Genomic DNA, 25,694 nt, shown 5'->3' on the forward strand with positions numbered 1-25,694 from the left:
CATGCACTTCAACCGTCGTCGCTTTCTGCTTGCCGCGGGCGCGAGCACGCTTGCGGGGTGCGATCGCATTGGCGGCGAGGCCGCGCGCTTTCTGGCGGGCGTTGGCTGGCGTGAGCCCGAGCCCGTGGTGCTGCGTCCGGGCATGGCCGAAGGCCACGCCTTGCGCGATGGCGGCGCTGGCACACGGAGCACGGTGACCGACATCACGACCGAGGTGGCCATTCTCGGCAGCGGTGCGGCCGGGATCGCCGCGGCATGGCAGTTGTCGCGCGCGGGATTTCACGACTTCGTGATGATCGACGGTCCCGAGTTTGGCGGTAACGCGGCGGGTGGGCGCATCGGCGAGGTGAGTTTTCCTCGCGGCGCGCATTATCTGCCGCTGCCTTCAGCCGAATCCACGCACGTCCGCGAGATGCTGGCCGATATCGGCGTGATCGAGCGGGACGCATTCGATGCGCGCCCGCACTACGACGAGCGCGTGCTGGTGCATGGGCCGGAGGAGCGGTTATTCCTCGATGGCAAATGGCACGACGGGCTGGTGCCCGAGATGGAGGACACGCCTGACGGTGCCATCCAGCATGCCGCATTTTTTGCGCGCATCGACACCTTGCGCCATGCAGTGGGCAACGATGGCCGCAAGGTCTTCACGATTCCACTGGCGCTGGCCTCGCGCGACCCCGCGTGGCGTGCCCTCGATCGTCAGACCTTCCGGCAATGGATGCTGGATGAAGGCTTTACCGCAACGTCCTTGCATTGGTACGCGGACTACTGCTGTCGCGACGACTACGGCGCCGGCCACGATACGGTCTCGGCGTGGGCCGGGCTGCATTACTTTGCCAGCCGAGGTGGCCATGCGCGCAACGCCGCCGATGGCGCGGTGCTGACGTGGTCCGATGGTCTGCACGGGTTGATGTCCGAGTTGACGCAGCGCATCGAAGCGCAGGTGCGTCCTCGTGAGCGCGCCTGGCGGCGTGCCGGCATGGCCGTGCGCGTCGAGGAGCAGGCAAATGGCGTGGTTGTGCATGGCGTCGACTGGCCCAGCGGTGCGCCCCTCCCCGGTGTGGCGCCACAAGCGTGGCGCGTGCGTGCGCGCCGCGTGATCTGCGCGATGCCACTGCATGTTGCGGCGCATGTCATGGATCTGCGCCGTTATGGCTTCGATCCGGCCACGCATCTGTCGCCGCACGCGCCGTGGCTGGTATCGAGCTTTCATCTGCGCGGCTTTCCGAACGAAGCCGCCGGGGTGCCGCTCGCGTGGGACAACGTGGTGCATGGCGGGCGTGGACTGGGCTATGTGGTGGCTACGCATCAGTGGATCCGGCAGGCCCGGCCGGCGGAGACGGTATTCACGGCCTATTGCCCGCTCGATGCTGGCGCCTTCGTCGACTATGTGGCGTTGGCCAAGGCGCCGGGCAAGCCGGCCGATATCCGACGCTGGCTCGCCACCGCGGCGCCCGCCGAGTTGATGGCGCTGGCCACCACCGACCTGCGCACCGTCTACGGTCGTGACTTCTGGCGCCACGCTGATGCCGTGGAGATCACCGCGCGCGGGCATGCGATGGCCACGCCGACGCCCGGCTTCCTTGCCAACGCGGGTAACGCCGCGCTGCGCGAGGCCGATGGCCGCGTGCTGTTCGCGCATGCGGATCTGTCCGGACTGTCGGTATTCGAGGAAGCGTCGTGGTGGGGCACGCGCGCCGCATTGCGGATTGTGGGATAACGGCCGATCTGACGCATGCCGCGGCGAACTTTCCGGCCGCGCCAATGCCTCACGGCACAGGGATGGTGCCAAAAGTTATCCACAGTTGGCTGGCGCGCCATCCTGTAGAATTCCCGACATCGAATTTGCGTCTTTCGCGCACTTCGCACAGCTCATTACATTCGTGCAATTTTTCCGGCTCATGCTGACGATCGTGCTGCTTGCCTTCCTGCCGTTGCAGGCATGGGCAGGCATCGGTGCGTCCGTGGCCGGTGCGACGCCTGTCTGCGAAGCCGCCACGCATGTTTCGGCTGTCCCTACGCTGGAAGAGCTTGCTGTCGCGAGTCACGCCGATCTGGCTGATCATGGCATGCCTGCCGATTCGAACCCGCCGGCGGATACCACTGAGCCGTCGCCGCCTGGCGCCGACTTTGCCGAACAACTGTTGCCGCCCCCGCCGCTGCGCGTGGCGGCGCACGACGTTCGGGGCGTGCTGCCCCGCTACGCCGGCATGACGCTGCCGGATCCTGACCTGCCTCGCCTGCCGCGCCCACCGCGCGGCTGATCTCTCCGTGCATGCGCTTCGCCGCGTGCCGTCCGTCTCGCTTCGATTTCGTTTTCTGTTTCGCTTAGTTTCGCTTTGTACTTCCGCGCGGTATGCCGTTGTGTATTGCACCGGTACATCGCGCTTCCGCGGGTCCACCGCGACTTTTTCTTGCCCCACCCCACAACCATGAAACGCATTTTCCTGTTCCTGGCGACCAACATCGCCGTCATGCTCGTTCTTAGCTTCACGGCCAGCCTGCTGGGCGTGAACCGCTTCCTTACCGCCAACGGGCTCAACCTTGGCATGCTGCTGGTGTTCGCGGCACTGATGGGCTTTGGTGGCTCGTTTATCTCGCTGCTGATGTCCAAGACCATCGCCAAGTGGTCGACTGGCGCGCAGGTCATCACGCACCCGAGCACCACGACGGAGTTCTGGCTCATGCAGACCGTCGAGAAGCTCGCCACGCGCGCGGGCTTGCCGATGCCGGAAGTAGCGATCTATGACGGCGAGCCAAACGCGTTCGCCACGGGTGCTTCCAAGAAGAGCTCGCTGGTGGCGGTGTCTACCGGGCTGCTGAACTCGATGTCGCAGGAGGAAGTGGAGGCCGTGCTCGCGCACGAAGTGGCCCACATTGCCAATGGCGATATGGTCACGCTCACGCTGATTCAGGGCGTGGTCAACACGTTCGTGATTTTTATGGCGCGCGTGGTGGGCTACTTCGTCGACTCGTGGCTGCGTCGCAATGACGAGGAGTCGAGCGGTCCTGGCATTGGCTACATGATCACCGTGGTTATCTGCGAGATCGTGTTTGGCATTCTGGCCAGCATCATCGTGGCGGCGTTCTCGCGCCATCGTGAGTATCGCGCCGATGCGGGTGCCGCTGGCCTGATGGGTTCGCCCACGCCGATGATGTCGGCGCTGCGTCGACTGGGTGGGCTGGATGCCGATGGTCTGCCGCAGAATATGCAGGCAATGGGCATTTCGGGCGGTAAGTCCTGGCTGGGACTGTTCTCGAGCCACCCGCCGATCGAGTCGCGGATTGCGGCGCTGCAGAGCGCGCAGCGATAAGCGTGAGGGGGGGCCCTCACCCCCGGCCCCTCTCCCTCCAGGGAGAGGGGAGAAAACCGTTGGTGTGCGGGCGACTGCGGCCTCTCCCGCAGGCAAGGTATGGGCGCCGTTGTATATGGGCGCCCTCGCTTTAGTTGAACACGTCCTGCCGATAGCGCCCCTGCGCGACCATTGTCGCTAGCCACTCTGATGCGAGGGCGGTGTCCATGCCGCCCTCCGACGCCGCGATGTCGATCAGCATCTGGCGTACTGCGGGCGCCATTCGCCGGCCATCGCCGCACACATACACCGTCGCACCTGCCTGCACGCGTGCCCACACATCGGCACGGTTCGTCCACAGCAGGTCTTGCACATAGCGCGGTGCCCCTTCCACCACCGAGTACGCGACATGCACGTCGGCCACGCCTTCGCTCGACCAGCGTTCGATGTCATCGCGGTAGAGCCAGTCGTGTGCGGGATGACGGCAGCCGTAATAGAGCTGCGTGGTTGCCACCGTCGTGCCCGCCGCACGTTGCGCGGCACGCTCCTCCAGGAAACCGCGAAACGGTGCCAGCCCCGTGCCCGGACCGATCAGAAGCATCGGTACCGTGACATCGTCTTCCGGTGCGAACGCTGGGTTGGGAGAACGGATCGATGCGGAGACCCGCGCGCCCGGTGCAAGCCCCTGCAGCCATGTGGAAGCTACACCTCGAAACTGCCCACGTCCCGACAGTGCGGGTGCCCATACCGTGCCGACCAACAGCGTGACCGTGTCGGGCGACACCAGCGGCGACGAAGCAATCGAGTAAAAGCGTGGCCGCATCGGCACCGTGCAATCGAGCAGTTGCGCCAGCGATAGCGTGATGGCCGGATGCGCGAGCAAGACATCGAGCAGCCCAAGCCTGCGCGCCGCAACACGTGCCGCATAGCCCTGCTCCACATCGTCGGCCGCCAGCGTCTCCAGCTGCGTCCGCGTGAACGGACAGCGTGTGGCCTGCGCGAGCGCGCGCAGCGTCTGGCGCGTCACCACGTCCTGCAGTTCCACGAAATGGGTCAGCAACTGCTCGACCGGCAGTGCCTCGCCAAGCGGCAGCCCACGAGCGGTGCCATGCGTGGCGGACAACGTCACCATCGCCTGCGGCTCGAGGTCGAGTCGCTCGCACAGTGCGTGTACGAGTTCGGGTGCATTTTGTGGCCACACCGCGACGTGGTCACCCGCGCGATACTGCGTGCCCGGCGGCAGTTGCAGCCGGATATCCCGCGTCGATGTACGCGGCGCCTCGCGCGCGAAATCCCATAACCCCGATGGATCCTGCACAAGCTCCGTGTTGGCCAGCACTGTGAACGCCTGCGTGCCGGCCGGCAGCGTCTCCGCACGCATCGCCACCAGGCTGCGCAGATCGACATCGACGCCGAGGCCCGCGGTCATCGCGCCGCTATCGGCTTGCAGTGCCTGCCACAACTGTGTGAGCCATTGATCGGCCGCCGCGTCGAAGTCCCCATTGCCATCGGCTTCGCCTCTTGGCAGCAACGGCGTCGCCCCCGCCGCGACAAAGAAATCGAACACACGGCGCGGAAACGCCTGATAGGTCGACCATTGCGAATTGCCGCAGCCAAGCATCGCCAGCCGCAAGCCCTTCGCACCACTGTCAGCGACATAAGCCGCGGCGGCGTCGGCATCGAGCATCGCCTCGAACCGTCGCCCCGAATCTGGCGCTCGGCCGTTGTAGGTCGCAGCGACAACGATCGCAATGCCCTGTTGCGGCAGATCGCCAACGACTTCGTCGAGGTTGCGCAGCGTGGCATCGAATCCCGAAGCGAGCGCCCCCGCATGAATCTGTTCGGCCAACTCGCGCGCGGTGCCCAGGCTCGATGCGCACAGCACAGTCAACGACTGACCATTGCCACGCACCTGCACAGGCATGCTGCCCGCTGTGTCAGCCTGCGCGGCGCCTGCGGTCACGATGCGCTCATGTGCCCGACGCCGCCGCGCGCGCAACACGAAGTTATCGGGCTTGATCGTCAGCGTTTCCTTGAGCCGGAACTGATAGTCGTGCGGATCGTTGAGCGCGAAGTTGCGCAGCATCAGTGCGAGCGCAAGCTTGGCCTCGGTCAGCGCGAACTGCCGCCCGATGCAGGCACGTTCGCCCGCGCCGAAAGGCATATACGCATGCGGTGGCAGCGCGGCTTCGTTCTCTGGCAGGAAGCGATCGATATCGAAACGCTCGGGATTCGCCCACACGTTGGGATCGCGATGCAATGCGGTCAGCACCACCGATACGCGACGGTCCTTGGGAATGCGATAGCGCCGACCGATCACGGTGTCCTCGAACGGCGCCACCGCGAACGCGGGCGCGGTGGGCCACAGCCGCAGGGTTTCCTTGAGGACGCGTTCGAGCACCGTCAACCGCGCGAGATCCGCATAGGCCGGCGGTGCGTCGCCGGGCAGCACTGCATCCACCTCCGCATACGCCTGCGCGAGCACGCCCGGATTGCGCAACAGTTCGTACAGCGCAAATGTCAGCAGACCACTGGTGGTCTCATGCCCGGCGATCAGAAACGTAATGACCTGATTGCGAATATTCGCGTCGTCGAGCTGCACGTCCGTCTCCGGATCGCGCGCTTCGAGCATCAAGTTCAACAGATCGGCACCGGTGGCGGACGTGTGCGGCGCTGCGCGACGCTGGCGAATGACGTCATCGACGACATTGCGCATATAGGCGATGTCTTCCGCGAACTGCCGATGCGCGGCGCCCGAGAACCAGCGATCCTGCACGCGCAGGCGCGTGAGCTTGCTCATCGCCTCGCCGAGGGCCCCGCCCATCGCGACGATGAACGGATCGAGCTGCGCGCGCGAGAACGAATCGAAATCGTACCCAAAGCCCGACAGCGCGATCGTGTCGAGTGTCAGCCGCGTCATGTCGTCGGCGACTGCGATATCCGCATCGGGCCCTTCACGTTCCCACTTGTCCACCAGCCGGTTGGCCACGCGCAGCATCACGTCGAAGTAGCCCTTCATCGCGCGCTGGCTGAATGCGGGCATGAGGATACGATGCGCACAGCCCCAGTTGGCCTCGTCGCTATGCGCGGTGAACAATCCATCGCCAGCCACATCGCGCAGGTATGACAGCGGCGGGCCGATGACTTTGCGAAAACGTGCCACGTCGCAAACCTCGGCGGCGAGCGCGGCCGAACTGATAAACGGCACACGCCGCCCCGCGAAATCGAGCTCGAAGATGCCGTCGAAATGACGGCTGCGCGCCAGCAGATGCTGCCCCACCGCGCCCGGCGTGATCTGCAGCAGGTTGCCAACGATAGGCAATCCCGGGTCGCGCGGGATCGGTTCGAGCGGGCTCGAAGCGGGCGATGCAGGTTCGGCGCTGCTGGACGTCCGTGAGGGCATGGCGGGGTATGAGGAAAAATTCTACGTAGACAATCGTCTACTTTGCAGGCAAAGTCAATCTATGTGAACCGAGTAATCGTTCGAATCCAGAACGTAAGCCCATGAAGATGGAAGACATTGCCGACGGCAAGCGCCGGTTGATCGATGCCGCGCTTCGGCTTGCAGCCGAGCGGCGCAGTTTTGCCGCGTTAGGGTTACGGGAGCTTGCGCGCGAAGCCGGCCTCAATCCGAATACGTTCTATCGCCATTTCCGCGATATGGAAGATCTCGCGGTGACCGCGCTCGCGGAAGTCAGCGATGAACTGCGGCCCATGTTGCGCGCGGTACGATGGGCCGCTGCTCGCGACAATCCACAGGAAGTGGCCACGCGTGCGTGCGATGCCTTCTTTGCGTATGCGCGCGCGCATGCTGACGCCTTTATCGTGGGGCTGTGTGGCATTACCGGGCCACAGCCCGCGCTGCGCGAGGCGATACGCGCGTTGCTCGCGGCGATCGCGGCCGAAATGGCCGAGGATATCGAGCGGCTCGAGTTATGCCCCGCGCTATCGCGCGCGGCGCTCGACGACTTCAGCGGCTACGTGGTGTCGCATCTGTTCCACGCTTCCGGTGACTATCTGGAGGCCGGTGCGGGCGAGCGCAAGCGGCTGGCGCAGCAGGCGACGCAATTGATTCGCTGGCTGCTGGTAGGCGCTGTAGGTGCCACCGCCGGGACGTCGCCGCACGGCCTGCTCGCCGCGACACCGCTAGCCGTGCCGCGCACCAACAAACTGTCGTGACGCCGGCGCAGTGAGGGCGAAGTGAGGGCGAAGTGAGCGCTCAGTGGTCGTTGACCTTGCCGCGCAGTGCCTTGACCTGACTACGCTGTGTCTTGCCTTCGAGCCGGCGCACGCGTGAAGCAAACGTCGGACGCGTGGCACGCCGCGAGCGCGGGGCCACCGCAACGCTCTGCACCAGTTCGTGCAAGCGCCGAATCGCGTCTTCGCGATTGAGTTCGAGGCTGCGATGCTGCTGCGCCTTGATCACGATCACACCATCGCGCGTAATGCGGTGATCGCTGAGCGCCATCAGACGTTCCTTGTGGTCGTCCGCCAGCGACGACGCACGCACGTCGTAGCGCAGATGCACCGCGTTGGACACCTTGTTGATGTTCTGCCCGCCCGCGCCTTGTGCGCGGATCGCGGTGATCTCGTATTCGTGATGAGGGATGTGGAATTCGCCGGCCATGCGCACGATGATATCAATGCGCGGGCCGGCGGTGTGGTTTAAGCGCCGGGAGTAATGTTCTGATTGGTGCGGAACAGGTTGTGCGGGTCGTAGCGGCGTTTCAGTTCCGCCAGCCGCTGGTAGTTCGCGCCATATGCGTCGCTGGTACGGCCGGCCTCGTCTTCGGTCAGGAAGTTCACATAGACGCCACCGCTGGCATAAGGCTGCGTCGCACGGAAGAAATCGCGCGCCCAGGCGATGCAGTTGGCATCTTCGTCGGGGCGCTCCCAGCGCGAATGCACGTTCATCACGAACCGCGCGTCGCGGTGATGATAGGCGGTGGCCGTGGGCGATACGCGATTGGCGACGCCGCCAACATGTCCCAGAAAGATATCGGCAAGCGGGGATGGCAGCCGCAGCGCATAGTCGATCATCGCATCGATCGCCGCATCGTCGAGCCGCGAGAAATTGTGCGACTTCCAGTAGTTGCGCGCGCCCGGGCCCAGCAGCGGATCGAACGCCTGCTGCCACGCCGTGTAGGGCACGGGTCCGATATGTTCACCAATCGCTTGTCCAAATGCGCGCATCGGGGCGATGTCCGCCTCTACCTGCGCGGGCTCACCCAGATGGAACGCCGCCAGCACCACCACATCGGTGCCATGCGCGGAAGCCGGCAGGAATGGCAGCGGCGGCGCCTTGCGCAACACGGCCCAGACGTTGAGGTCTTCGGGCATGGTCTCGGTGAACACACGGTACTGTTGCAAGACCGCACGCGCCTGCGCGGCCGGGAACACGATCAGTCCCGCATGCACCTGCGGGCCGACGTCGTGCAACTGGAACTGGAACAGTGTGACCACACCGAAATTGCCGCCGCCTCCGCGCAGGGCCCAGAACAGATCGGGCTCGTCGGTGGCGCTGGTCCAGTGACGCTGGCCATCGGCTGTCACGACCTTCGCGCCCAGCAAGTTATCCACTGTCATGCCGTACTTGCGCGTGAGCCAGCCAAAACCGCCGCCGAGCGTCAGCCCCGCGACGCCGGTGGTCGAGTTGATGCCGAGTGGCGTGGCCATGCCGCTGCCCTGCGCCTCGTGATCGAAGTCGGCGAGCGTGGCGCCAGCGCAAACCCATGCCACGCGACTCGGCTCCTCGATGCTGACGGCGCGCAACATCGACATGTCGATGACGAGCCCATCCTGACAGATCGCGCTGCCGGCGATATTGTGGCCGCCGCCCCGGACCGCGAGCACCAACCCCTGATCGCGCGCAAAGTTGACCGCATGCACGACGTCCGTCGTGCCCGAGCACTGCACGATGACCGCGGGCCGTCGATCGACCGTCGCGTTCCACACCGTGCGAGCCACGTCGTACCCGTCGTCGCTGGGCAGCAGCACACGGCCGTGCACTGCCTGCCGCAACGCGTCCAGGTGACCTGAAGCAATCGTTGCCATGGCACACCTCCCTCCTCGTTCTAGGCAACCATGGACCGATGCAAGGCACGCGCCATCGGCGGCGGACCCGGTGCTGAGGCGGGGAACGTGAGATTTTTACTGCGACGGCAATCAGAATCGACGCAAATGGTTACAGCGATGAGGCGCCTGTGGCGAGACATGGGCCATCGTGCCCTTTGGGCACGTAGCCGTACCTACATCAGCGAAAAATGCGCTTTCGTGCGCTCGGAGCGAGTAGAAATGCGTCGATTGACGCACTGCAGCAAACTCGCTGGTGCGGGTTTATACTTAGCGCACCTCCGCCCGGCCCCACCCCCTTCGTTCATGCGCCGGACGCTCCTGCCGCCGCATCATGAAACGTACCATCGCCTTTACGCTGACGACCTGGGTCGCCGCTGCCATCCTCCTGATTGGAGGTGACTCCCCCTCATTCGTGGTGCTGAGTGGTGTGGTCGCCTTTGGCGGCTTCGATCTGCTACGTCCCTGATCGCGAGTCGCCATGTCGTTGCCAGTTGCGCCGTTGTCATCGGTCGTACCCGCGCGTCACGAAGTTATCCACAGCTCTGCCATCACGCTGATCCGCAGCGATCTGTATCGCGTGGCGGGAGAGACGTCGTTCAGGGCGTTCCTCAGGCATTACCTTGCAAACGAGGGCTTTCATTACCTCGTGTGGTTCCGGCTCGCTTCGGCGTTTACCACCGGCGTGCGCGGCGCTTGGCTCAAGCTGATGTTGCGTCGCAAGCAGCGGCAGCTCGGCATCGTGATTCCGCGTGGCACGCGCATTGGTCCGGGTTTCTATATCGGGCACTTTGGCGGGATCGTGCTGAACGAGTCGGTCGTCATTGGCGCCAACTGCAATATCTCGCAGTGCGTGACGATCGGCGCGAACCATGGCAAGGCGGCGACGATTGGCGACAACGTCTATATCGGGCCCAACGTCTGCATCGTCGAGGACGTCACGATCGGTGACAGCGTGACCGTTGGCGCGGGCAGTGTCGTCACGCGCGACGTGCCGGCCAATGTCACCGTCGCCGGCAATCCTGCGCGAGTGCTAGCCGACGACCTCGCGCGCGGACGCGCGGGGCGTTATATCACCAATCGCTGGACCGCGGGCGTTTAGTTCGGCCGCCAGCTCGCGCGTAGAATGGCGCCATTCCTCTCGGAGATTGCTTACCGCCATGTGAACTGAGGCACCGCCCTCCCCGTCCCGTTGCCACCGTCGTCGCGCTGTTGACGCGCGGCAGGTTGCCGTCGGGTTCACGTTCACATGGCCGGTCGTTCCGCTAGCGCGCGCATTGCTGCCGCGCGTGCCGGACGCCGCCACTCATTGGCGATCTCCCCTATGCCCGACGCCCTCGTCCGCATTGCTCACATTTCCTTTTCCTGGCCCAATGGCACACCCGTCTTCGACGATCTGTCGGCAACCATCGGCGCCGGCCGCACGGGCCTGATTGCGCCCAATGGCTCCGGCAAGACCACACTGCTGCGTTTGATCGCCGGCGACCTCAAGCCGCATGCTGGGCACGTGGAGGTCATCGGTAATCTTGCGTGGCTGCCGCAACACCTCCCGCTCAGTGGAGAACTGCGTGTGGCGCAAGCGCTCGGCATCGCGCCGCAGCTTGATGCGATGGCTCAGATCGCAATGGGCAAGGCCGATGCCGCGCTGTTCGAGATCGTCGGCGACGCATGGGACATCGAGGATCGCACGCGCGTCGCCCTCGCACGCGTGGGGCTTGGCGATATCGATGTTGCGCGGCCGCTGCATACGTTGAGCGGCGGCGAGGTCATGGCGCTGGGACTCGCTTCCCGACTGCTTGCGCAACCCGATGTGCTGCTGCTCGACGAGCCCACCAATAACCTCGACCGCGAGGCGCGGGAGCGGTTGTATCGTGTGCTCGACGATTGGACCGGTTGTCTGATTGTCGCAAGCCATGATCGCGGCCTGCTCGAGCGCATGGATCAGATCGCCGAACTCGGCCGCCATACGCTGCGCGTGTATGGCGGCGGGTATGGCCTCTATCGCGCCGCGGTGGACGTCGAGCAACATGCCGCCGAGCAGACCGTGCGCAGCCTGCGACAGGAGGTACGCCGCGAACGCCGGGATATGCAGCAGGCACGCGAACGCACCGAGCGCCGCGCGGGCAACGCTGCGCGCAATATCCCCAATGCCGGCTTGCCGAAGATCGTGGCGGGCGGGCTCAAGCGCGCGGCGCAAGTATCGGCCGGTAAGTCGCACGACACGCATGCGGCGCGCGTTGACGAGGCGCGCACGCGGCTAGGCACGGCCGTTGATGCATTACGCGAGACCCCGACCTTCGACCTCTCGCTACTCAACACGCGCGTACCTGCGGGCCGACAGGTGTTTTCGGGCGAGGCGCTACAGGTGGTACGTGATGGCAGACCCGTGTTCGCACCGGACGGTCTCGACATCGATATCCGCGGCCCGGAGCGTATTGCGGTCACCGGCCCCAATGGTGCCGGCAAGACAACACTGTTGCGCATCCTCTCCGGCGATCTGGCGGTCAGCGCTGGCACGATCTACCGCGGCCCCGGCCGCATCGCGTACCTGTCTCAGCGACTAGACCTGCTAAATCCCTCCGCAACCGTCGCCGACAACTTCGCATCGTTCACTGGCGGCATGCCCGCCACCGACCGCGCCAACCTGCTAGCCCGCTATCTGTTCCGCGGCCCACGCATGGCGTTGCCCGTAGGAGCACTATCTGGCGGCGAACGCCTGCGCGCGGTGCTAGCTTGCGTCCTGCACGCGGAGCCCGCCCCAACGCTTCTGCTACTCGACGAACCCACCAACAACCTCGACCTCGATGCCACCGCGCAACTGGAAGCTGCACTGCGCGCGTACGAAGGCGCGCTAGTGGTGGTGAGTCACGACGAGTCGTTCTTAGAGGCGATTGGGCTGACGCGGAGCATCAGATTGGTGGACGGCGAGTTAGTCGATGAAGGCTGAGATGCAAAAGAGAAGCCCATAGGCTCTGCCGCGGCTGGATGATTTGCAACGGCTTACTGCCATGGGCTGGATTGCCGAGCAATCGGCCATGCTTGCTCCGGGATTGCCGTGCACTAGAGCACGGTGATGCAAGCATGGTTGCGGGCCCCGGATTCGAGGATTCCACCCCGTCGGGCTGCCGCCTTTCAGCGACCTCTACAATCTCCGCGCTCGCCCGCAACGACGTGAATGTAAGAACATCGGTAGAGCCACGCAATCGGCGATTCTTTGAAGAGGCGAGTTGCTATGCAAACGCCGCAGTGATCGGCCGGCTGGCAGTGGCGCCGTGACTACGATCGCTGCTTCGCAATTACTTTGATCTCGAACTGGAAGCCGTACAGCCACGTCACACCGACGGCGGTGATCGTCGGATATGGCGCTTCGCCCCAGTACTCGGGTACGACCTCCCAGATGGCCTCGAACGTCGACTCGGGATCGACCATGAAGACCGTGACGTCGACCACGTCCTCGAAGGAACCGCCTGCCGCGGCGAGGATGGCGTTTAGGTTTTCGAATGCGAGGCGGACCTGTGCGCGGAGGTCGGGTTCGGGCGTGCCGTCTTCGCGGCTGCCGACCTGGCCGGATACGAACAGGAAGCCATTCGAGCGAACGGCCGGCGAGTAGCGGTTCTTGTCATAGAGCGCGTGGCGGGCTGGGGGAAATACAACGTCGCGGGTGGTCATGGGTTGCTCCATCAGAGGGTTCACGATGGAAACCACTCTACGCAGCGATGTCTCGGCGATAAACAGGCTCGCTTGTCCTGCACTGTTTGTAGAATCCAAACAATCAACGGGCTGACCGGGAGCCGGAATGGATCGATTCGACGCCATGCAGGCGTTTGCACGCGTCGTGGAAACGGGCAGCTTTACCAAGGCTGCCGACACGTTGCATATGAGCAAGACCACGGTCACGCAGCTTGTGCAGCAGTTGGAGGCACGGCTGCGCGTCAAACTGCTGAATCGCACCACGCGCAAGGTGAACGTGACCGCGGATGGCGCGGCATACTACGAGCGGGTGGTGCGGCTGCTGGCCGAGATGGATGATGCGGAAACAAGCCTGTCGCACGCATCGGCGGTGCCAAGGGGCCGCCTACGCGTGGATGTGCCGAGTCCATTTGCGAGCATGATCCTTGTGCCGGCGTTGCCGGACTTTTATGCGCGCTATCCCGACATCCAACTCGACCTCGGCGTCAGCGATCGCATGGTCGATCTGATCGACGAGAACGTGGACTGCGTGGTGCGCGGCGGCGAGCCGCGCGATCAGTCGCTGGTGGCCAGACCGATCGGGGATCTGCAGCTCGGTGTGTACGCCGCCCCCGCGTATCTCAAGCGCGCCGGTATGCCTAAACACCCGTCCGATCTCGGTGGTGATGACCATCGCTTGGTGGGCTACCGCTGGGCACGCTCGGGCAAACCGTTTCCCATCTCGATGCTGCGCGGCGATGAAATCGTCGACGTGCAAGGCCGCTACGCGCTCACGGTCGATGACGGCAACGCATTCCTGGCCGCAGGCGTCGCGGGCATGGGTGTGCTTTGGCTACCGCGGTATATGGCCAACGAGCACGCCGCTCGCAAGTTACTTAGGCCGCTATTCGAGGACTGGTGCATGCCAACGATGCCGATGTACGTGGCCTATCGCCCGAATCGACATGTGAGTGCGAAGCTGCGGGTGTTTGTGGATTGGGTAGTAGAGCTAATGCAGAGGCTCGACGGTAACTAAACAACACCGTCTTAGAAATTGGCGCGCCCGGCTGGGATCGAACCAGCAACCCCTGCCTTCGGAGGGCAGTACTCTATCCATTGAGCTACGGGCGCCTGGGGGTGGCTACTTCCTGATGCCAGAGTCCACATACGTCGCGGAGACCAGTACCTGAGAAGCAATCTGGCTGCGGGCGAATGCCGCCGCCGGAAAGTCGCATAGGATACAGCGTTTGCGAAGCGCCGTCCATGCGGGCGTAGCCGGAGGGGGAAGTCCGGAGGTCTCGCAGCCGTCGCTTTTGGTCCCCACGCACCGGGGTTGGGCTTATAATCCCGAGCTATTTGCGTCTATTCGTGGCTCTTGCGTTGCCTTTTCAGGGAGCGCCTGCCCCGAGCGTGACCCGGGACAGTCCGATGACGCAGATGGCGACAGAATCCACCCCCGACAAAGGGCCATATAAAGCAAGCCGTTCACGCGAGCTGCACCAGGTTTCCTGCAAAATCGAGAGTTCTGTATGAGTGACGTTCACAACGACCATCACGAGTCTCCCATCAAGACGCCCAAGCAGTTGATCGCAGTTGTGATTGCTGCCTTCCTGATCCCCATCATCATCATTGTTCTGCTGGTCAACTTTGTTGGCCACGGCTCCCTGGAAGGGGCTGGGTCCACGCAGACCGCGGAGGCGGTGAACAACCGCATCGCGCCGGTCGCTTCGCTCGAAATCAAGGATCCGAACGCGCCTCGCGTCTACAAGACGGGTGAGCAGGTCTACAAGGAAGTCTGCGCCGCGTGCCACGCGACCGGTGCGGCTGGGGCGCCCAAGTACGGCACTGCCGCGGACTGGAGCGCGCGGATCGGCCAGGGTTTCAATGGCCTGCTGAACGCGGTGCTGCACGGCAAGGGCGCGATGCCCCCGCGTGCTGGCACCTCGCCGGACGATCTCAGCGACTATGAGCTCGGCCGCGCGGTGGTCTACATGGCCGACGCCGGCGGCGCCAAGTTCCCCGAGCCGCCCGCTCCGGCGCCGGCTGCCGCGGGTGCGCCCGCGCAGGCGGAAGCGGCGGCGCCTGCTGCCCCCGCTGCTGCTGCTCCGGCCCCTGCCCCTGCGGCGCCTGCTGCCGCAGCACCTGCGGCTCCCGCCGCGGCTGCCCCGGCGGCCGTTGCTGCGGCATCGCCCGAGGTAGGCAAGAAGGTCTACGACCAGGTCTGCGCGGCCTGTCACGCCGCAGGCGTGGCCGGCGCGCCGAAGTTCGGCGACAAGGCCGCCTGGGCCCCGCGCATCGCGGAAGGCATGGACGCCATCCACAACTTCGCGCTGAAGGGCAAGGGCGTGATGCCGCCGAAGGGTGGCTACGGCGGCCCGGATGCCGACGTGATCGCAGCGTCGAACTATATGGTCAACGCTGCGAAGTGATTGATTTGGTCGATATCAAACAATGAGGTGATTTCGCTTCTTTGCCATTGTCCACATCGCCCCTAGAGGGGAAAGTGACACTCGTATCGAGTCGAGCACTGATTCACATGAAGGCCCGCAACAGCGGGCCTTTTTTATTGGACGAGGCAAACGGAGACATGCCGCTATTCGAGGGTATTGAGGATGAGATTCGAGCTCACCTGCGGTGCATCGCGGAAGGAATACGGCTGAAGCCAATCCTCATCGGTCGTCTGACGGAGGATCAACACGACGCAATCAACATGGCCAGACAGAGTCACGGTCTGCCCGGCCTCGAGCAGCCGGAAATTGTCTTTCTGGGACGTCATCTGCATCAGAGCAGAATTGTGAGAGACGGATACACCATCGAGGATGTGGTCTCTCAGATAAGAAGCGCGCTAGATCGGTCCGCCGTCGTGCAGTCATCGAGCAAGATGACTACGGTACGCAGCATCATCGTACGCGTCGACGCATACGGCGTTGGGGTGAGAGACGTGGCAGTGTTGGAGTTGACCGCACGGAAGCCACGTGCGGAACTGTATTCCGTTATCCCCAAAGGCGACATCTCCCCAGCAAGGCAGACTGAAGCGTCACAGGACGGCCGAAAAAAGGAAAGGCCGCTCGAAAGCGGCCTCGGAATCTGAAGGACCCACTCGCCCGGGTAACGAACTACTATCCGGCGCCCCAGTGGACCCAACGGTTTCGATGGTAAACGAGTCGAAACTGAATTGCAAACCTCGTATTCGGAGTGAACAACATCGTTGGTCAGTTACACCACCCGCGAATACCGTAGCGGCACGGGTTCGGCCTCTCGCAGGTAGCGGTCGAACACCATCGCGATGCGGCGGACCAGCAATCGCCCGAGCGCGGTGACTTCGATGCGTGCGGCGTCGCGGCGTACCAGGCCCTGCGTGGCCAGTGCGTCGAGGTTTCGCAGTTCCGCGTCGAAAGTCTGCGCGAAGTCGATATCGAAGCGTGCCTCGATCTGCGCGAGGTCGAGTGTGCCGTTGCACATCAGCGCGCCGATCACGGTCTTGCGGAGGTCATCGTCCGCGGACATCTGGAAGCCGCGCGTAATCGGCAGCCGGCCGGCGTCGAGCGCGTCGTAGTACTCGTCCAGTGTTCGCGCGTTCTGCACGTAGCAGCCCGCGATCGCGCCGATCGCGGAAACGCCAAAGCCGAGCTGGTCATACCCCGCATGCGTCGCGTAGCCCTGAAAATTCCGTTGCAGGCGGCCATCACGTTGCGCGCGTGCAAGATCGTCGTCGGGTAGCGCGAAATGGTCCATGCCGATATAGACGTAGCCTTCGGACGTCAGCCGCTCGATGGTCGACACCAGTATGTCTAGCTTCTCCGCGGGCGCGGGCAATGCCGCCGTGTCGATGCGCCGTTGCGGTTTGAACACATGCGGCAAATGCGCGTAGCTGTAGACCGAGATGCGATTGGGCAGCAGCGCGACCACACGATCAAGCGTTTCTTGGAAGCGCGCCGTGGTCTGATGCGGCAAACCGTAGATCAGATCCATGCTGATCGAGCGAAAGCCAAGCCGGCGCGCGGCGAATACCGCATCGCGTGTCTGCGCAAACGGCTGCACGCGATGGATGGCTTGTTGTACCTCGGGATGAAAATCCTGCACGCCGAGACTGATGCGATTGAAGCCCAGCTCGCGCAGCAACGTCATACGCGCCGCATCGACAGTGCGCGGATCGATTTCGATCGCATGCTCACCCTCGGGCAGCAGATCGAAGTGCTCGCCGAGCGCGGCCATCACGCGACGCATCTCGTCGGGATCGAGAAAGGTCGGCGTGCCGCCGCCCCAGTGCGATTGCATCACCGACCGTCGCTCACCGAGTCGCGCTGCCACCAGCGCCATCTCGCGCGCAAGATAGTCGACGTACCGGCTGCTGCGACCATGGTCGCGCGTGATGATCTTATTACAGCCGCAGTAGTAGCAGATGTTGTCGCAAAACGGGATATGCAGGTACAGCGACAACGGTGCAGAAGGCGCAGCGTGCGCGCACGCATCGAGCGCGGCAAGGTAGGCGTCTTCGCCGAACGCCGTATGAAAGCGGTCCGCCGTGGGATACGAGGTATAGCGCGGCCCGTTGCCATCGATGTGGGCCGCGAGCGCGCGGAAATCGGCAAGCGCGTGGCGATCGAAAGGAGCGGCGGAGCGAGAGGTTGACATGATGGGTACGAGCGCGGGGCGATGCTCGTGATCGTAGTTTCCTCAAAGGGCACGCGCCTTGATCGACATCAAGCCCCTCGTTCTTCGGGTACGGGCGTCACATGGCAGACATGAAGGCTGGCTACGCTCCGCCGATCGTTGCTCCACCCAACCTGCCCCTTTCCTCGCCATGCGCCAGCCAGCCCTCCCCGCGTCGCCCGCCCGACGGCGTTGTCTGTCCACCCTGGCCGCGCTGGGGGCAGGTTACGCGCTGCCTCTGCATGCCCAGTCGCCTGCCACCGTCACGCGGCGCCAAATGGTGGTGGTGCATCTGGTTGATCGCACCGGCACGCAGGCCGATCTGGCGCGCGATTATCTGGCGGGCGCGAAGGTCCAGTTCGATGCCGTCAACGCGGCGGGCAATACCGGCATTCATATTGCGCATGTCGTGCGCGACGCCGATCCCGACCCACGCAACGTGATCCGACAAGTGTTGGCCCTGGTCGATAACGAACGCGCCGACGTACTGTTCGGGCCCGGCGACAGTCTGTTGCCCGCGCTCGTGCAATCGTCGGAAATCATGCGGCGCGGCGTGCAGATCGTTGCGCCGCTGTCGGGGCTCTCGCTACCGGCGGAGAACGTCTGGTACACACGGTCCGACTATCAGTCCGAACTCGATGCCGCGGTCAGGCAATTGCGTAACTACGGTCTGTCCGGCATTGCGCTTGCCGTGGCGCCGGACTTCGCGGCCGGCACGCTGCGCAAGGGCACGCCGTGGCTCGCGCGCATGGAGCAGGACATGGCCACGCAGGCGTTCGAGATCACTGGTGACGTGAGTGAAAGCGCGCGCCAGATTGCGGCGCGCAAGCCGGGCGCGGTCTTGATCGCCGGCGATACGCTGGCCTATGGCAACCTCGGCCGCGCCCTCGCGGCGCATGGATGGTTTGGCTTTCTGGTTGGGCTGTCGTCGGTCAGCCCGGCTTCCGCGCGCGAGATCCTTGGCGCGCGTTATGCCGGCGGCATCGTGCTGACACAGGTGGCACCGGGCCCGCAGGAATCGACGCTGCGCGTGGTGAAGGAACACGTGGCGCGTATGAAGCAGTATCTCGACGAGCCGCCCTCACCTGCCACGCTGGCGGGATACATCGGTGCCGCATGCGTCGTGCGCGCGGTGGCGGCCACGCGTGCGCCCGGCGCCGCGGAGCTGCGGCGCGCGATACAGGCGCGCTTCGATGTGGGGGATTTCCCGCTCGATTTCACGCGCGGGGCGCGCGGATCGCAGTATGTACAGCTTGCGGTGATCGGCAAGGACGGCGCGCCGCAACGGGCGTAGCCTTCACGCGCGCGGCAGGTCGATGCGTACGCGCAGGCCGCCTTCCAGGCGATTGGATAGCTCGAGCTCGCCACCGTGCCGCGCGACGATATCGGCCGCGATCGCGAGGCCCATGCCAACGCCGCCGGTCGCCCGGCTGCGCGACGACTCCACGCGATAGAACGGTTCGAGTACGCGTTGCAACTCCGCGGGCGGAATGCCGGGCCCGCAGTCGCACACATCGATCACCACACGCTCAGCGCTATCGGACAGCACGATCTGTGCCGCACCGCCGTAGCGGTGTGCATTCTCGACGAGGTTGACCACCGCGCGGCGCAGTTCGGCCGGATAGGCGAACATCGGCTGCGCGCCACCGATCAGCGTGACGTCCTGCCCGATCTCCTGCGCATCATCGACAATCGCCTGCAGCAGCGCCTGCACGTCGACACGTTGGCGCGGCCCCGTGGCATCGTCGCGCTCGCGCAGGTAATAGAGCGTGGCATCGATCAGACCATTCATCTCGGCAAGGTCCTGCCGCAGCCGGTATCGCACATCGTTGCTTTCGATGCGTTCGATACGCAGACTCATACGCGTGAGCGGCGTGCGCAGGTCATGCGACACGGCGGCCAGAAAACGCGACTGCTGTGCGAGCTGCGTGCGGATACGTTGCTGCATCAGGTTCAGCGCATGCGTGGCGGCGCGCGCTTCGGCCGGACCGGTGTTCTCGTCGAGTGGCGGCGCATGGACGTCCTGCGCCAGGCGTCCCGCGCCGCGCGCGAGTTGCTGCACCGGCCGCGCGAGCAGGCGCGCGCCGACCCACGATGCAATGAGGATTGCCGCGAGCTGAAACACCATGCCGAGATGCGGCGGCCACAGGCCATGCAGCGGCAGGAACGAGCCATCGGGCGGGGGGCCGCCGTGCGGGCCATCGTGTGCGCCACCGGGCGGCCCAAAGCGATCATCGTGGATACCGCGCAGTGGTGGGCCGTAGTAATCGTCGGCGTCGATATCACCGTCGCCATCGGTGTCGGCGCGTAGCAATAGTCCCGGTGGTGTCGATGCCGGCATGCCAGAGGCGGCTTCGGACGCGGCGCGGCGCATCTGAAGATGGCGATCGGATCCGGGCCGCGGGAAAAGTCCCTCGATCACGGTGACGCCCAACACATGCACGGCGAGCATGATCGCGGCCATGACGAAGAACAGCCGCACGAACATGGAGTCGTGGCGGCGTTCGTGCCAGACGCTTTCGGTGCTCGATTCGGTGCGCGCGTCAGCACGCGTGTCGGCACGCGTGTCAGCGCGAACGTCGGGGCGGACCTCGGCGCGTACGTCAGCCCGCGCGGCACGCGCATCCGAAGTCGGCACGATGGGTTCGGCTGTTCTGGATTCAGCCATGTGCGGCTCCGCCATGCGGGTCAGTGCTCGACGCTGCCAGTGAACACGTACCCCTCGCCGCGCACGGTGCGGATCAGCGCGGAGTCGCGCGGATCGTCGCGCAGCTTCTGGCGCAGTCGCGATACCAGCAGATCGATGCTGCGATCGAACACATCGAGGTCGCGCCCGCGTGCCTGATTGATCAGCACCTCGCGGTCGAGCACGCGATTCGGATGTTCGATAAAGGTCAGCAGCAACCGAAACTCGGCGTTGGAGAGCGGCACGATCGTGTCTTCCTCGTCCACCAGCTGCCGCAACGTCGTATTGAGCCGCCACTTGGCAAAGCGCAGTTCGTGGCCCGCCACCACGGCCGAGCGTTTGCTGTCGGCGCGGCTACGGCGCAGCACGGTGTGGATACGCGCGACAAGCTCGCGCATCTCGAACGGCTTTGTCACGTAGTCGTCGGCGCCCACTTCGAGCCCGACCACGCGATCGGCCAGCTCGGCACGCGCGGTCAGCATGATCACCGGCGTGTCGCCCTGATCGCGCAGCTCGCGGCACAGCGTCAGGCCATTCTCGCCATGCAGCGAGAGGTCGAGGATGACCAGGTCGTAGCTGTTCTGGCTCATCGCGGATCGCATGGCCGCGCCGCCTTCTGCGCCGTCAGCCTCCATGCCGAACGTGGCGAGATACTCGGCGAGCATGGAACGAATCTGAGGATCGTCATCGACGATCAGCAAGCGGATGGGAAGCGTGGGCGATAGATCCATGGCAACTCGATGGGCAGGCACGCTGCTGGCATGCGGCGGAAGCACGACGAATGCGCGGCGGCAAATCACTGTACCAGTTAGCCCGTAGCGTGCCGAGAGCAGTTTGTATCGGTATTGGTACGTGATGCGAACGTCATGCGTCGCGTCCGATACGTGGCGACCCGGAAAAAAACGCTCCCGGTGCTGCCGCGCCGGGAGCGTTCAACAGGGAAGAAGCCAGGCTCGCATGCCTGGCCCGCACCGCAACCGAAGGGCGAGCGCGGTGCGACGGTTGACGCCGAGACGTCTCGCGTTCCGCCATGCTAGGGGCGGCGATGCGAGCGGTCTTGTCCGGCTTGTATCAGTTGTATTGCACGGTGGCGGCAATCATCTGACCGATCAGCGGAGGTCAAAGCTGAAGTCAGAGCTGAAAGTCAGCCCGCGGCAGGTTTGCCGGCGTTGCCGAGCAATGCCTTGAGACCGGCGAGCCGGTCCTTGGGGCTCATTGCCGGGGTCTCGTCCTTGGGCGCGGGCGCTTCCTCGAGCTTCATCTCGGCGATAAAGCGCGACGGCTCGCACGAATAGGTGTCGCGCGCGCGCTTGCGCTTCTTGCACCAGCTGATCTGCAGGCTGCGCTGCGCGCGCGTGATACCCACATACATGAGGCGACGCTCTTCCTCGATCTTCTCGTCGCTCATGTCCTCATCCTCGCGCGCATGGGGCAGGATGCCCTCCTCCACGCCAACCAGGAACACGTGCGGATATTCGAGGCCCTTCGACGCGTGCAGCGTGGACAGCCGCACCGCATCGGGATCTTCCTCGCGACCTTCGAGCATGCTCATCAGCGCCACGGTCTGCGTAAGTTCGAGCAGGTTCTTGCCTTCGTCGCCAAAGCCATCGGCATTGTCGAAGCCAGTCGCTTCGGCGCCCGCTTCGGGCTCCGGGCGCGTGCCCTTGCGCTTGAGCCAGTCGATGAACTCTAGCGCGTTGGTCCAGCGTGACTGCGCCTGGCGCTCGTCGAACGCGTCGTACAGGTAGGCCTCGTAGTGGATGCCGCCCATCAGGTCGTCCAGCACCACCGTGGCGGGATCTTTCGCCGCGCGATCGGCCAGCCGCACCATCGATTCGCAGAACACGCGCAGCGGTTCGAGCTGACGCGGCTGCAGCTTGCCCTCGATGCCGCCCATCATCGCCGCCTCGAACAACGACACCTTGGCCTGCCCCGCGAACGTGCCGAGCACTTCCAGCGTGGTGTTGCCAATGCCGCGCCGCGGCGTGGTGATCGCGCGAATAAACGCGGGATCGTCGTCAGGGTTGGCAATCAACCGCAGGTACGCGCAGATATCCTTGATCTCGGCCTTGTCGAAGAAGCTCTGACCACCAGACAACACGTAAGGAATGCGTTCGCGGCGCAGGATCTGTTCGAACAGACGGGCCTGATGGTTGCCACGATACAGAATCGCGTAGTCGCGAAACTGCGCGCGCCGCTCGAATTTGTGCGCTGACAAACGGAACACCACCGACTCGGCCTCGTGCTCCTCGTCGTTCATGCCATGCACGGCGATCGGGTCGCCCATGCCGTGCTCGCTCCAGAGCTTCTTGTCGAACAGCTTCGGATTGTTGGCGATGACCGCGTTGGCGGCCTCGAGAATGCGCACGGTCGAACGATAGTTCTGCTCGAGCTTGACGACCTTGAGGTCCGGATAGTCGGACTGCAGCAGGCGCAGGTTGTCGAGCGTGGCGCCACGCCAGCCGTAGATCGCCTGATCATCATCGCCCACCGCGGTGAACGCCGGCGCGCGCAGATGCGAGCCGCCCGCGAGCTGCTTGAGCAGCTGGTACTGGCACGCGTTGGTGTCCTGGTATTCGTCGACGAGGAAATAGCGCAGCCGGTTCTGCCACTTGAGGCGCACCGCCTCGTCCCGCGCGAACAGCTCCGCGGGCAGGCGGATCAGATCGTCGAAGTCGACCGCCTGATACGCGTGCAACGTGGCCACGTAGTTGCGATAGACCAGCGCGGCCTGATGCTCGTCGGCATTCGCGGCCTGCGCGATTGCGGCCTCGGGGTCGATCATGCCGTTTTTCCACAGCGAGATCATGCTCTGCACGCTGCGGATCAGCTTCTTGTCGGTGGTGGCGAGCTGCTCCTGCACCAGGCCGAAGCAGTCGTCGGAATCCATGATCGAGAACTGCGGCTTGAGGCCTACGTGCTCGGCCTCCATGCGCAGGATCTGCACGCCGAGCGAGTGGAAGGTACAGACCGTCAGCTGCTTGAGCGGGATGCGCTTGCCCTCGCGCGTGGTCTTGCCTTCCATGAGCTTGGCAATCCGCTCCTGCATCTCCTTCGCCGCCTTGTTCGTGAACGTGACGGCGGCGATATGACGCGGCTCGAAGCCCTTGTCCTCGATCAGGTGGGCAATCTTCTGCGTGATCACGCGCGTCTTGCCCGAACCCGCCCCGGCCAGCACGAGGCAGGGCCCGTCCAGGTAGCGGACGGCTTCGGATTGCGCGGCGTTGAGTCCGTGGGTCATGGGATGGCGGGAAAAAAGCGGGAGTAGTGGCGAGACGGGCACGGCCGGATCGGTCAGGTGCCGACTCAGGCACGCACGCGATGGCGGCGCGAAAGCGGTCGATGGTAGCACGCAGCCCCCTGTCGGCCTGCCCCCGGACCACTGCCGCCGATGAGGGTGTTTCACAGCGGTAACACTTGGTAAGGGTCCGTAAGCCCGCGCAACTTGCGGCACGAATGTTGCCTCTCAGAGTCATGGCAACCGCGGCCGTCTGCCCCAACGCGGCGCCAATCAATAACTCAACGAATGGAGGGCCATCATGAGTACCTTGCACAAACTGTCCCGCGTGGCGCTGATCGGCTTGACAGTGAGCCTGTTCGCAGGCTGCGCCGACTGGTCGCCAAAGCAGAGGAATACCGCGATCGGCGCCGGCGTTGGCGCGGCCGGCGGTGCCGTACTGACCAACGGCAGTGCGCTGGGCACCCTCGGCGGCGCGGCGGTCGGCGGCGTGGTGGGTAACGTGATTACCAACGACAAGAAGTAATTACACGGCCGCGTGGGAGGGCCGGGGCCGTTGACACCGCCCCGGCCCTCCCGTACATTCACGCGCATCCGTCCGGGAGAGCGCGCATGCTACTACAAACTTGCGCCGCCGAAGGGGTATCACCCGAAAACTCTCAGGCACCATGGACCGGTCGGATCGGTACGTCAGGACTAGATATTCTTGGCATCAGTACCGCACTCTGGAGAGCGACACCCGTCATTGCTTCCATGCATGATGAGCGTGTCCACCGAAGGGGCGCGCGAAGCGTGGCGTCAGCAAGACGTAGCGTTTCGTAATCTCTCAGGTATCGAGGACAGAGGGGTCAACCGTCGCGGTGTAGAAATGCACCGCGACGGTTGACCCTTTTTTTGTTTTCGCGACCAAAGGAAAGCCCCCATGACGCTCCAGGCCACGCCCCTCAACGCCATCCATCGCGCCCTCGGCGCTCGCATGGTCGACTTCGGCGGCTGGGACATGCCGGTCAGCTACGGCTCCCAGATCGAGGAGCACAATGCCGTGCGCACCGACGCCGGCATGTTCGACGTTTCCCATATGTGCGTGGTCGACCTGAGCGGCGCCAATACGCGCGCGTTTCTGCGCGGCCTGCTGGCCAACAACGTCGACAAGCTGCAGACGCCGGGCAAGGCGCTGTATTCGTGCATGCTCGACGACAAGGGCGGCGTCATCGACGACCTGATCGTTTACTTCTTTGCCGAAGATCGCTTCCGCCTCGTCGTCAACGCGAGCACGGCCCTCGGCGATATCGAATGGATTCGCGCGCGCAATGCGGCCACCGGCAGCGGTGTCACGATCACGCCGCGGCGCGGCGATGTTGCTCCGGCCGGCACCGAAGCGCTGGCCATCGTCGCGGTGCAGGGCCCGAACGCCCGCGCCCGCGTCTACGCCGCATTCCCGTCCACGCAGCCGGCCGACGCGCTCAAGCCGTTCAACGCGCTCGTCGTGCAGGACCCCGTGATGGGCGAACTGATGATCGCGCGTACCGGTTACACCGGCGAAGACGGTTTCGAACTGGTGGTGCCCGCGGAGAACGTGGCCGGCATCTGGGAAAAGCTGCAGGCCGCGGGCGTACGCCCGGCCGGACTTGGCGCACGCGACACGCTGCGCCTCGAAGCCGGCATGAACCTGTACGGCCAGGACATGGACATCGAGACTTCGCCGCTCGACGCCGGCCTGGCCTGGACCGTCGATCTGCAAAGCGAGCGCGATTTCACCGGCAAGGCGGCACTGGTCGCCAACGGCCAGCAGCAGACCTTCGTGGGTCTGATCCTGCGCGACAAGGGCGTGCTGCGCGCGCACCAGAAGGTGTTCACCGCGTCCGGCGAGGGCGAGATCACGAGCGGCACGTTCAGCCCCTCGTTGTCGCTGTCTGTCGCATTCGCACGGTTGCCGAAGGAAATTGCCCCCGGCGCCGAGGTCCAGGTGGAGATTCGCGACCGCAAACTGACTGCAACTGTGGTTAAACTGCCGTTTGTGCGCAATGGCAAGGCACTCGTGAGCTGACGCTCGCAACCACGGTCGACCTACAAAACGATGGAT

The 25,694-nt window shown here is 64.6% G+C and carries 21 protein-coding genes, 1 tRNA gene and 2 riboswitches; of the genes, 13 read left to right on the forward strand and 9 right to left on the reverse strand.

Going from position 1 to position 25,694, the window contains the following annotated elements:
- The first annotated feature begins 1 nt into the window (after nt 1).
- The 3 genes from LDO41_RS15820 to htpX all read left to right on the forward strand — a co-directional run bounded on the left by LDO41_RS15820 (nt 2) and on the right by htpX (nt 3,314).
- The gene (locus tag LDO41_RS15820) at nt 2-1,720 is read left to right on the forward strand and encodes an NAD(P)-binding protein (RefSeq protein WP_223989813.1); all 1,719 of its coding nucleotides are present in this window, start codon (nt 2-4) and stop codon (nt 1,718-1,720) included.
- Between the two features lie 181 nt (nt 1,721-1,901).
- Complete coding sequence (locus LDO41_RS15825) at nt 1,902-2,264, forward strand: hypothetical protein (RefSeq protein ID WP_223989815.1); 363 nt, start codon at nt 1,902-1,904, stop codon at nt 2,262-2,264.
- 168 nt (nt 2,265-2,432) lie between these two features.
- Nucleotides 2,433-3,314 carry a protease HtpX gene (htpX, locus tag LDO41_RS15830; RefSeq protein ID WP_223989817.1) on the forward strand — a complete coding sequence of 294 codons (882 nt, stop codon included), beginning with the start codon at nt 2,433-2,435 and terminating at the stop codon, nt 3,312-3,314.
- A 130-nt stretch (nt 3,315-3,444) separates the two neighbouring features.
- Here htpX and LDO41_RS15835 read toward each other — a convergent pair whose 3' ends face one another.
- Complete coding sequence (locus LDO41_RS15835; protein WP_223989819.1) at nt 3,445-6,696, reverse strand: bifunctional cytochrome P450/NADPH--P450 reductase; 3,252 nt, start codon at nt 6,694-6,696, stop codon at nt 3,445-3,447.
- 107 nt (nt 6,697-6,803) lie between these two features.
- Between LDO41_RS15835 and LDO41_RS15840 the strand changes: the two genes are divergently transcribed.
- Nucleotides 6,804-7,472, forward strand: a complete 669-nt coding sequence (locus LDO41_RS15840; protein WP_377741617.1) for a TetR family transcriptional regulator — start codon at nt 6,804-6,806, stop codon at nt 7,470-7,472.
- A gap of 40 nt (nt 7,473-7,512) precedes the next feature.
- On the opposite strand, the gene arfB is transcribed toward LDO41_RS15840, so the two are convergent.
- Together arfB and LDO41_RS15850 are read right to left on the reverse strand one after the other, a co-directional pair.
- Nucleotides 7,513-7,920 (reverse strand): alternative ribosome rescue aminoacyl-tRNA hydrolase ArfB, encoded by a 408-nt coding sequence (gene arfB / locus LDO41_RS15845; protein WP_223989823.1) that lies wholly within the window; start codon nt 7,918-7,920, stop codon nt 7,513-7,515.
- 38 nt (nt 7,921-7,958) lie between these two features.
- Nucleotides 7,959-9,347, reverse strand: coding sequence for an FAD-binding oxidoreductase (locus LDO41_RS15850; protein ID WP_223989825.1), 1,389 nt, complete (start codon nt 9,345-9,347; stop codon nt 7,959-7,961).
- A 352-nt stretch (nt 9,348-9,699) separates the two neighbouring features.
- Between LDO41_RS15850 and LDO41_RS34215 the strand changes: the two genes are divergently transcribed.
- From LDO41_RS34215 to LDO41_RS15865, 3 genes are all read left to right on the forward strand, one after another.
- Nucleotides 9,700-9,834, forward strand: coding sequence for a hypothetical protein (locus LDO41_RS34215; protein WP_290370892.1), 135 nt, complete (start codon nt 9,700-9,702; stop codon nt 9,832-9,834).
- A gap of 12 nt (nt 9,835-9,846) precedes the next feature.
- Nucleotides 9,847-10,467 carry a serine O-acetyltransferase gene (locus LDO41_RS34220; RefSeq protein WP_290370893.1) on the forward strand — a complete coding sequence of 207 codons (621 nt, stop codon included), beginning with the start codon at nt 9,847-9,849 and terminating at the stop codon, nt 10,465-10,467.
- Between the two features lie 222 nt (nt 10,468-10,689).
- Nucleotides 10,690-12,312: an ABC-F family ATP-binding cassette domain-containing protein gene (locus LDO41_RS15865; protein WP_223989827.1), complete on the forward strand. Its 1,623-nt coding sequence runs from the start codon at nt 10,690-10,692 to the stop codon at nt 12,310-12,312.
- Between the two features lie 329 nt (nt 12,313-12,641).
- On the opposite strand, the gene LDO41_RS15870 is transcribed toward LDO41_RS15865, so the two are convergent.
- Entirely contained in the window at nt 12,642-13,034 is a 393-nt protein-coding gene (locus LDO41_RS15870) for a RidA family protein (protein WP_223989829.1), read from the reverse strand.
- Nucleotides 13,035-13,161: 127 nt separating this feature from the next.
- Here LDO41_RS15870 and LDO41_RS15875 point away from each other — a divergent pair, with 127 nt between their 5' ends.
- Nucleotides 13,162-14,070: a LysR family transcriptional regulator gene (locus LDO41_RS15875; protein ID WP_223989831.1), complete on the forward strand. Its 909-nt coding sequence runs from the start codon at nt 13,162-13,164 to the stop codon at nt 14,068-14,070.
- 19 nt (nt 14,071-14,089) lie between these two features.
- Here LDO41_RS15875 and LDO41_RS15880 read toward each other — a convergent pair.
- A tRNA-Arg gene (locus LDO41_RS15880) sits at nt 14,090-14,165 on the reverse strand.
- Nucleotides 14,166-14,563: 398 nt separating this feature from the next.
- Here LDO41_RS15880 and LDO41_RS15885 point away from each other — a divergent pair.
- Together LDO41_RS15885 and LDO41_RS15890 are read left to right on the forward strand one after the other, a co-directional pair.
- The gene (locus tag LDO41_RS15885) at nt 14,564-15,463 is read left to right on the forward strand and encodes a c-type cytochrome (RefSeq protein WP_223989833.1); all 900 of its coding nucleotides are present in this window, start codon (nt 14,564-14,566) and stop codon (nt 15,461-15,463) included.
- A gap of 107 nt (nt 15,464-15,570) precedes the next feature.
- Complete coding sequence (locus LDO41_RS15890) at nt 15,571-16,125, forward strand: hypothetical protein (protein WP_223989835.1); 555 nt, start codon at nt 15,571-15,573, stop codon at nt 16,123-16,125.
- A 125-nt stretch (nt 16,126-16,250) separates the two neighbouring features.
- Here LDO41_RS15890 and hemN read toward each other — a convergent pair whose 3' ends face one another.
- Complete coding sequence (gene hemN / locus LDO41_RS15895; RefSeq protein WP_223989837.1) at nt 16,251-17,669, reverse strand: oxygen-independent coproporphyrinogen III oxidase; 1,419 nt, start codon at nt 17,667-17,669, stop codon at nt 16,251-16,253.
- A 169-nt stretch (nt 17,670-17,838) separates the two neighbouring features.
- Between hemN and LDO41_RS15900 the strand changes: the two genes are divergently transcribed.
- Entirely contained in the window at nt 17,839-18,981 is a 1,143-nt protein-coding gene (locus LDO41_RS15900; protein WP_223989839.1) for an ABC transporter substrate-binding protein, read from the forward strand.
- Between the two features lie 3 nt (nt 18,982-18,984).
- Here the strand turns inward: LDO41_RS15900 and LDO41_RS15905 are convergent, their stop codons facing one another.
- From LDO41_RS15905 to LDO41_RS15915, 3 genes are all read right to left on the reverse strand, one after another.
- Nucleotides 18,985-20,175 (reverse strand): ATP-binding protein, encoded by a 1,191-nt coding sequence (locus LDO41_RS15905; protein WP_223990461.1) that lies wholly within the window; start codon nt 20,173-20,175, stop codon nt 18,985-18,987.
- A gap of 200 nt (nt 20,176-20,375) precedes the next feature.
- Nucleotides 20,376-21,104, reverse strand: coding sequence for a response regulator (locus tag LDO41_RS15910; RefSeq protein ID WP_223989841.1), 729 nt, complete (start codon nt 21,102-21,104; stop codon nt 20,376-20,378).
- Nucleotides 21,105-21,517: 413 nt separating this feature from the next.
- Nucleotides 21,518-23,614 (reverse strand): UvrD-helicase domain-containing protein, encoded by a 2,097-nt coding sequence (locus LDO41_RS15915; RefSeq protein WP_223989843.1) that lies wholly within the window; start codon nt 23,612-23,614, stop codon nt 21,518-21,520.
- 298 nt (nt 23,615-23,912) lie between these two features.
- Between LDO41_RS15915 and LDO41_RS15920 the strand changes: the two genes are divergently transcribed.
- The gene (locus LDO41_RS15920) at nt 23,913-24,137 is read left to right on the forward strand and encodes a glycine zipper 2TM domain-containing protein (protein ID WP_223989845.1); all 225 of its coding nucleotides are present in this window, start codon (nt 23,913-23,915) and stop codon (nt 24,135-24,137) included.
- A gap of 63 nt (nt 24,138-24,200) precedes the next feature.
- Nucleotides 24,201-24,297: riboswitch (glycine riboswitch) on the forward strand.
- Nucleotides 24,298-24,326: 29 nt separating this feature from the next.
- Nucleotides 24,327-24,464: riboswitch (glycine riboswitch) on the forward strand.
- 69 nt (nt 24,465-24,533) lie between these two features.
- Nucleotides 24,534-25,658, forward strand: a complete 1,125-nt coding sequence (gene gcvT / locus LDO41_RS15925) for a glycine cleavage system aminomethyltransferase GcvT (protein ID WP_223989847.1) — start codon at nt 24,534-24,536, stop codon at nt 25,656-25,658.
- Nucleotides 25,659-25,694: the final 36 nt, after the last annotated feature.

This window comes from Cupriavidus pampae (assembly GCF_914271485.1).
Taxonomy (GTDB): Bacteria; Pseudomonadota; Gammaproteobacteria; order Burkholderiales; family Burkholderiaceae; genus Cupriavidus; species Cupriavidus pampae.

What these genes read in the sequence shown, in the direction of transcription:
- LDO41_RS15820 (WP_223989813.1), top strand. Translation starts at nt 2, where the DNA reads ATGCACTTCAACCGTCGTCGCTTTCTGCTTGCCGCGGGCGCGAGCACG.
- LDO41_RS15825 (WP_223989815.1), top strand. Translation starts at nt 1,902, where the DNA reads ATGCTGACGATCGTGCTGCTTGCCTTCCTGCCGTTGCAGGCATGGGCA.
- htpX (WP_223989817.1), top strand. Translation starts at nt 2,433, where the DNA reads ATGAAACGCATTTTCCTGTTCCTGGCGACCAACATCGCCGTCATGCTC.
- LDO41_RS15835 (WP_223989819.1), bottom strand. Translation starts at nt 6,696, where the DNA reads ATGCCCTCACGGACGTCCAGCAGCGCCGAACCTGCATCGCCCGCTTCG.
- LDO41_RS15840 (WP_377741617.1), top strand. Translation starts at nt 6,804, where the DNA reads ATGGAAGACATTGCCGACGGCAAGCGCCGGTTGATCGATGCCGCGCTT.
- arfB (WP_223989823.1), bottom strand. Translation starts at nt 7,920, where the DNA reads ATGGCCGGCGAATTCCACATCCCTCATCACGAATACGAGATCACCGCG.
- LDO41_RS15850 (WP_223989825.1), bottom strand. Translation starts at nt 9,347, where the DNA reads ATGGCAACGATTGCTTCAGGTCACCTGGACGCGTTGCGGCAGGCAGTG.
- LDO41_RS34215 (WP_290370892.1), top strand. Translation starts at nt 9,700, where the DNA reads ATGAAACGTACCATCGCCTTTACGCTGACGACCTGGGTCGCCGCTGCC.
- LDO41_RS34220 (WP_290370893.1), top strand. Translation starts at nt 9,847, where the DNA reads ATGTCGTTGCCAGTTGCGCCGTTGTCATCGGTCGTACCCGCGCGTCAC.
- LDO41_RS15865 (WP_223989827.1), top strand. Translation starts at nt 10,690, where the DNA reads ATGCCCGACGCCCTCGTCCGCATTGCTCACATTTCCTTTTCCTGGCCC.
- LDO41_RS15870 (WP_223989829.1), bottom strand. Translation starts at nt 13,034, where the DNA reads ATGACCACCCGCGACGTTGTATTTCCCCCAGCCCGCCACGCGCTCTAT.
- LDO41_RS15875 (WP_223989831.1), top strand. Translation starts at nt 13,162, where the DNA reads ATGGATCGATTCGACGCCATGCAGGCGTTTGCACGCGTCGTGGAAACG.
- LDO41_RS15885 (WP_223989833.1), top strand. Translation starts at nt 14,564, where the DNA reads ATGAGTGACGTTCACAACGACCATCACGAGTCTCCCATCAAGACGCCC.
- LDO41_RS15890 (WP_223989835.1), top strand. Translation starts at nt 15,571, where the DNA reads ATGAAGGCCCGCAACAGCGGGCCTTTTTTATTGGACGAGGCAAACGGA.
- hemN (WP_223989837.1), bottom strand. Translation starts at nt 17,669, where the DNA reads ATGTCAACCTCTCGCTCCGCCGCTCCTTTCGATCGCCACGCGCTTGCC.
- LDO41_RS15900 (WP_223989839.1), top strand. Translation starts at nt 17,839, where the DNA reads ATGCGCCAGCCAGCCCTCCCCGCGTCGCCCGCCCGACGGCGTTGTCTG.
- LDO41_RS15905 (WP_223990461.1), bottom strand. Translation starts at nt 20,175, where the DNA reads ATGTTCGTGCGGCTGTTCTTCGTCATGGCCGCGATCATGCTCGCCGTG.
- LDO41_RS15910 (WP_223989841.1), bottom strand. Translation starts at nt 21,104, where the DNA reads ATGGATCTATCGCCCACGCTTCCCATCCGCTTGCTGATCGTCGATGAC.
- LDO41_RS15915 (WP_223989843.1), bottom strand. Translation starts at nt 23,614, where the DNA reads ATGACCCACGGACTCAACGCCGCGCAATCCGAAGCCGTCCGCTACCTG.
- LDO41_RS15920 (WP_223989845.1), top strand. Translation starts at nt 23,913, where the DNA reads ATGAGTACCTTGCACAAACTGTCCCGCGTGGCGCTGATCGGCTTGACA.
- gcvT (WP_223989847.1), top strand. Translation starts at nt 24,534, where the DNA reads ATGACGCTCCAGGCCACGCCCCTCAACGCCATCCATCGCGCCCTCGGC.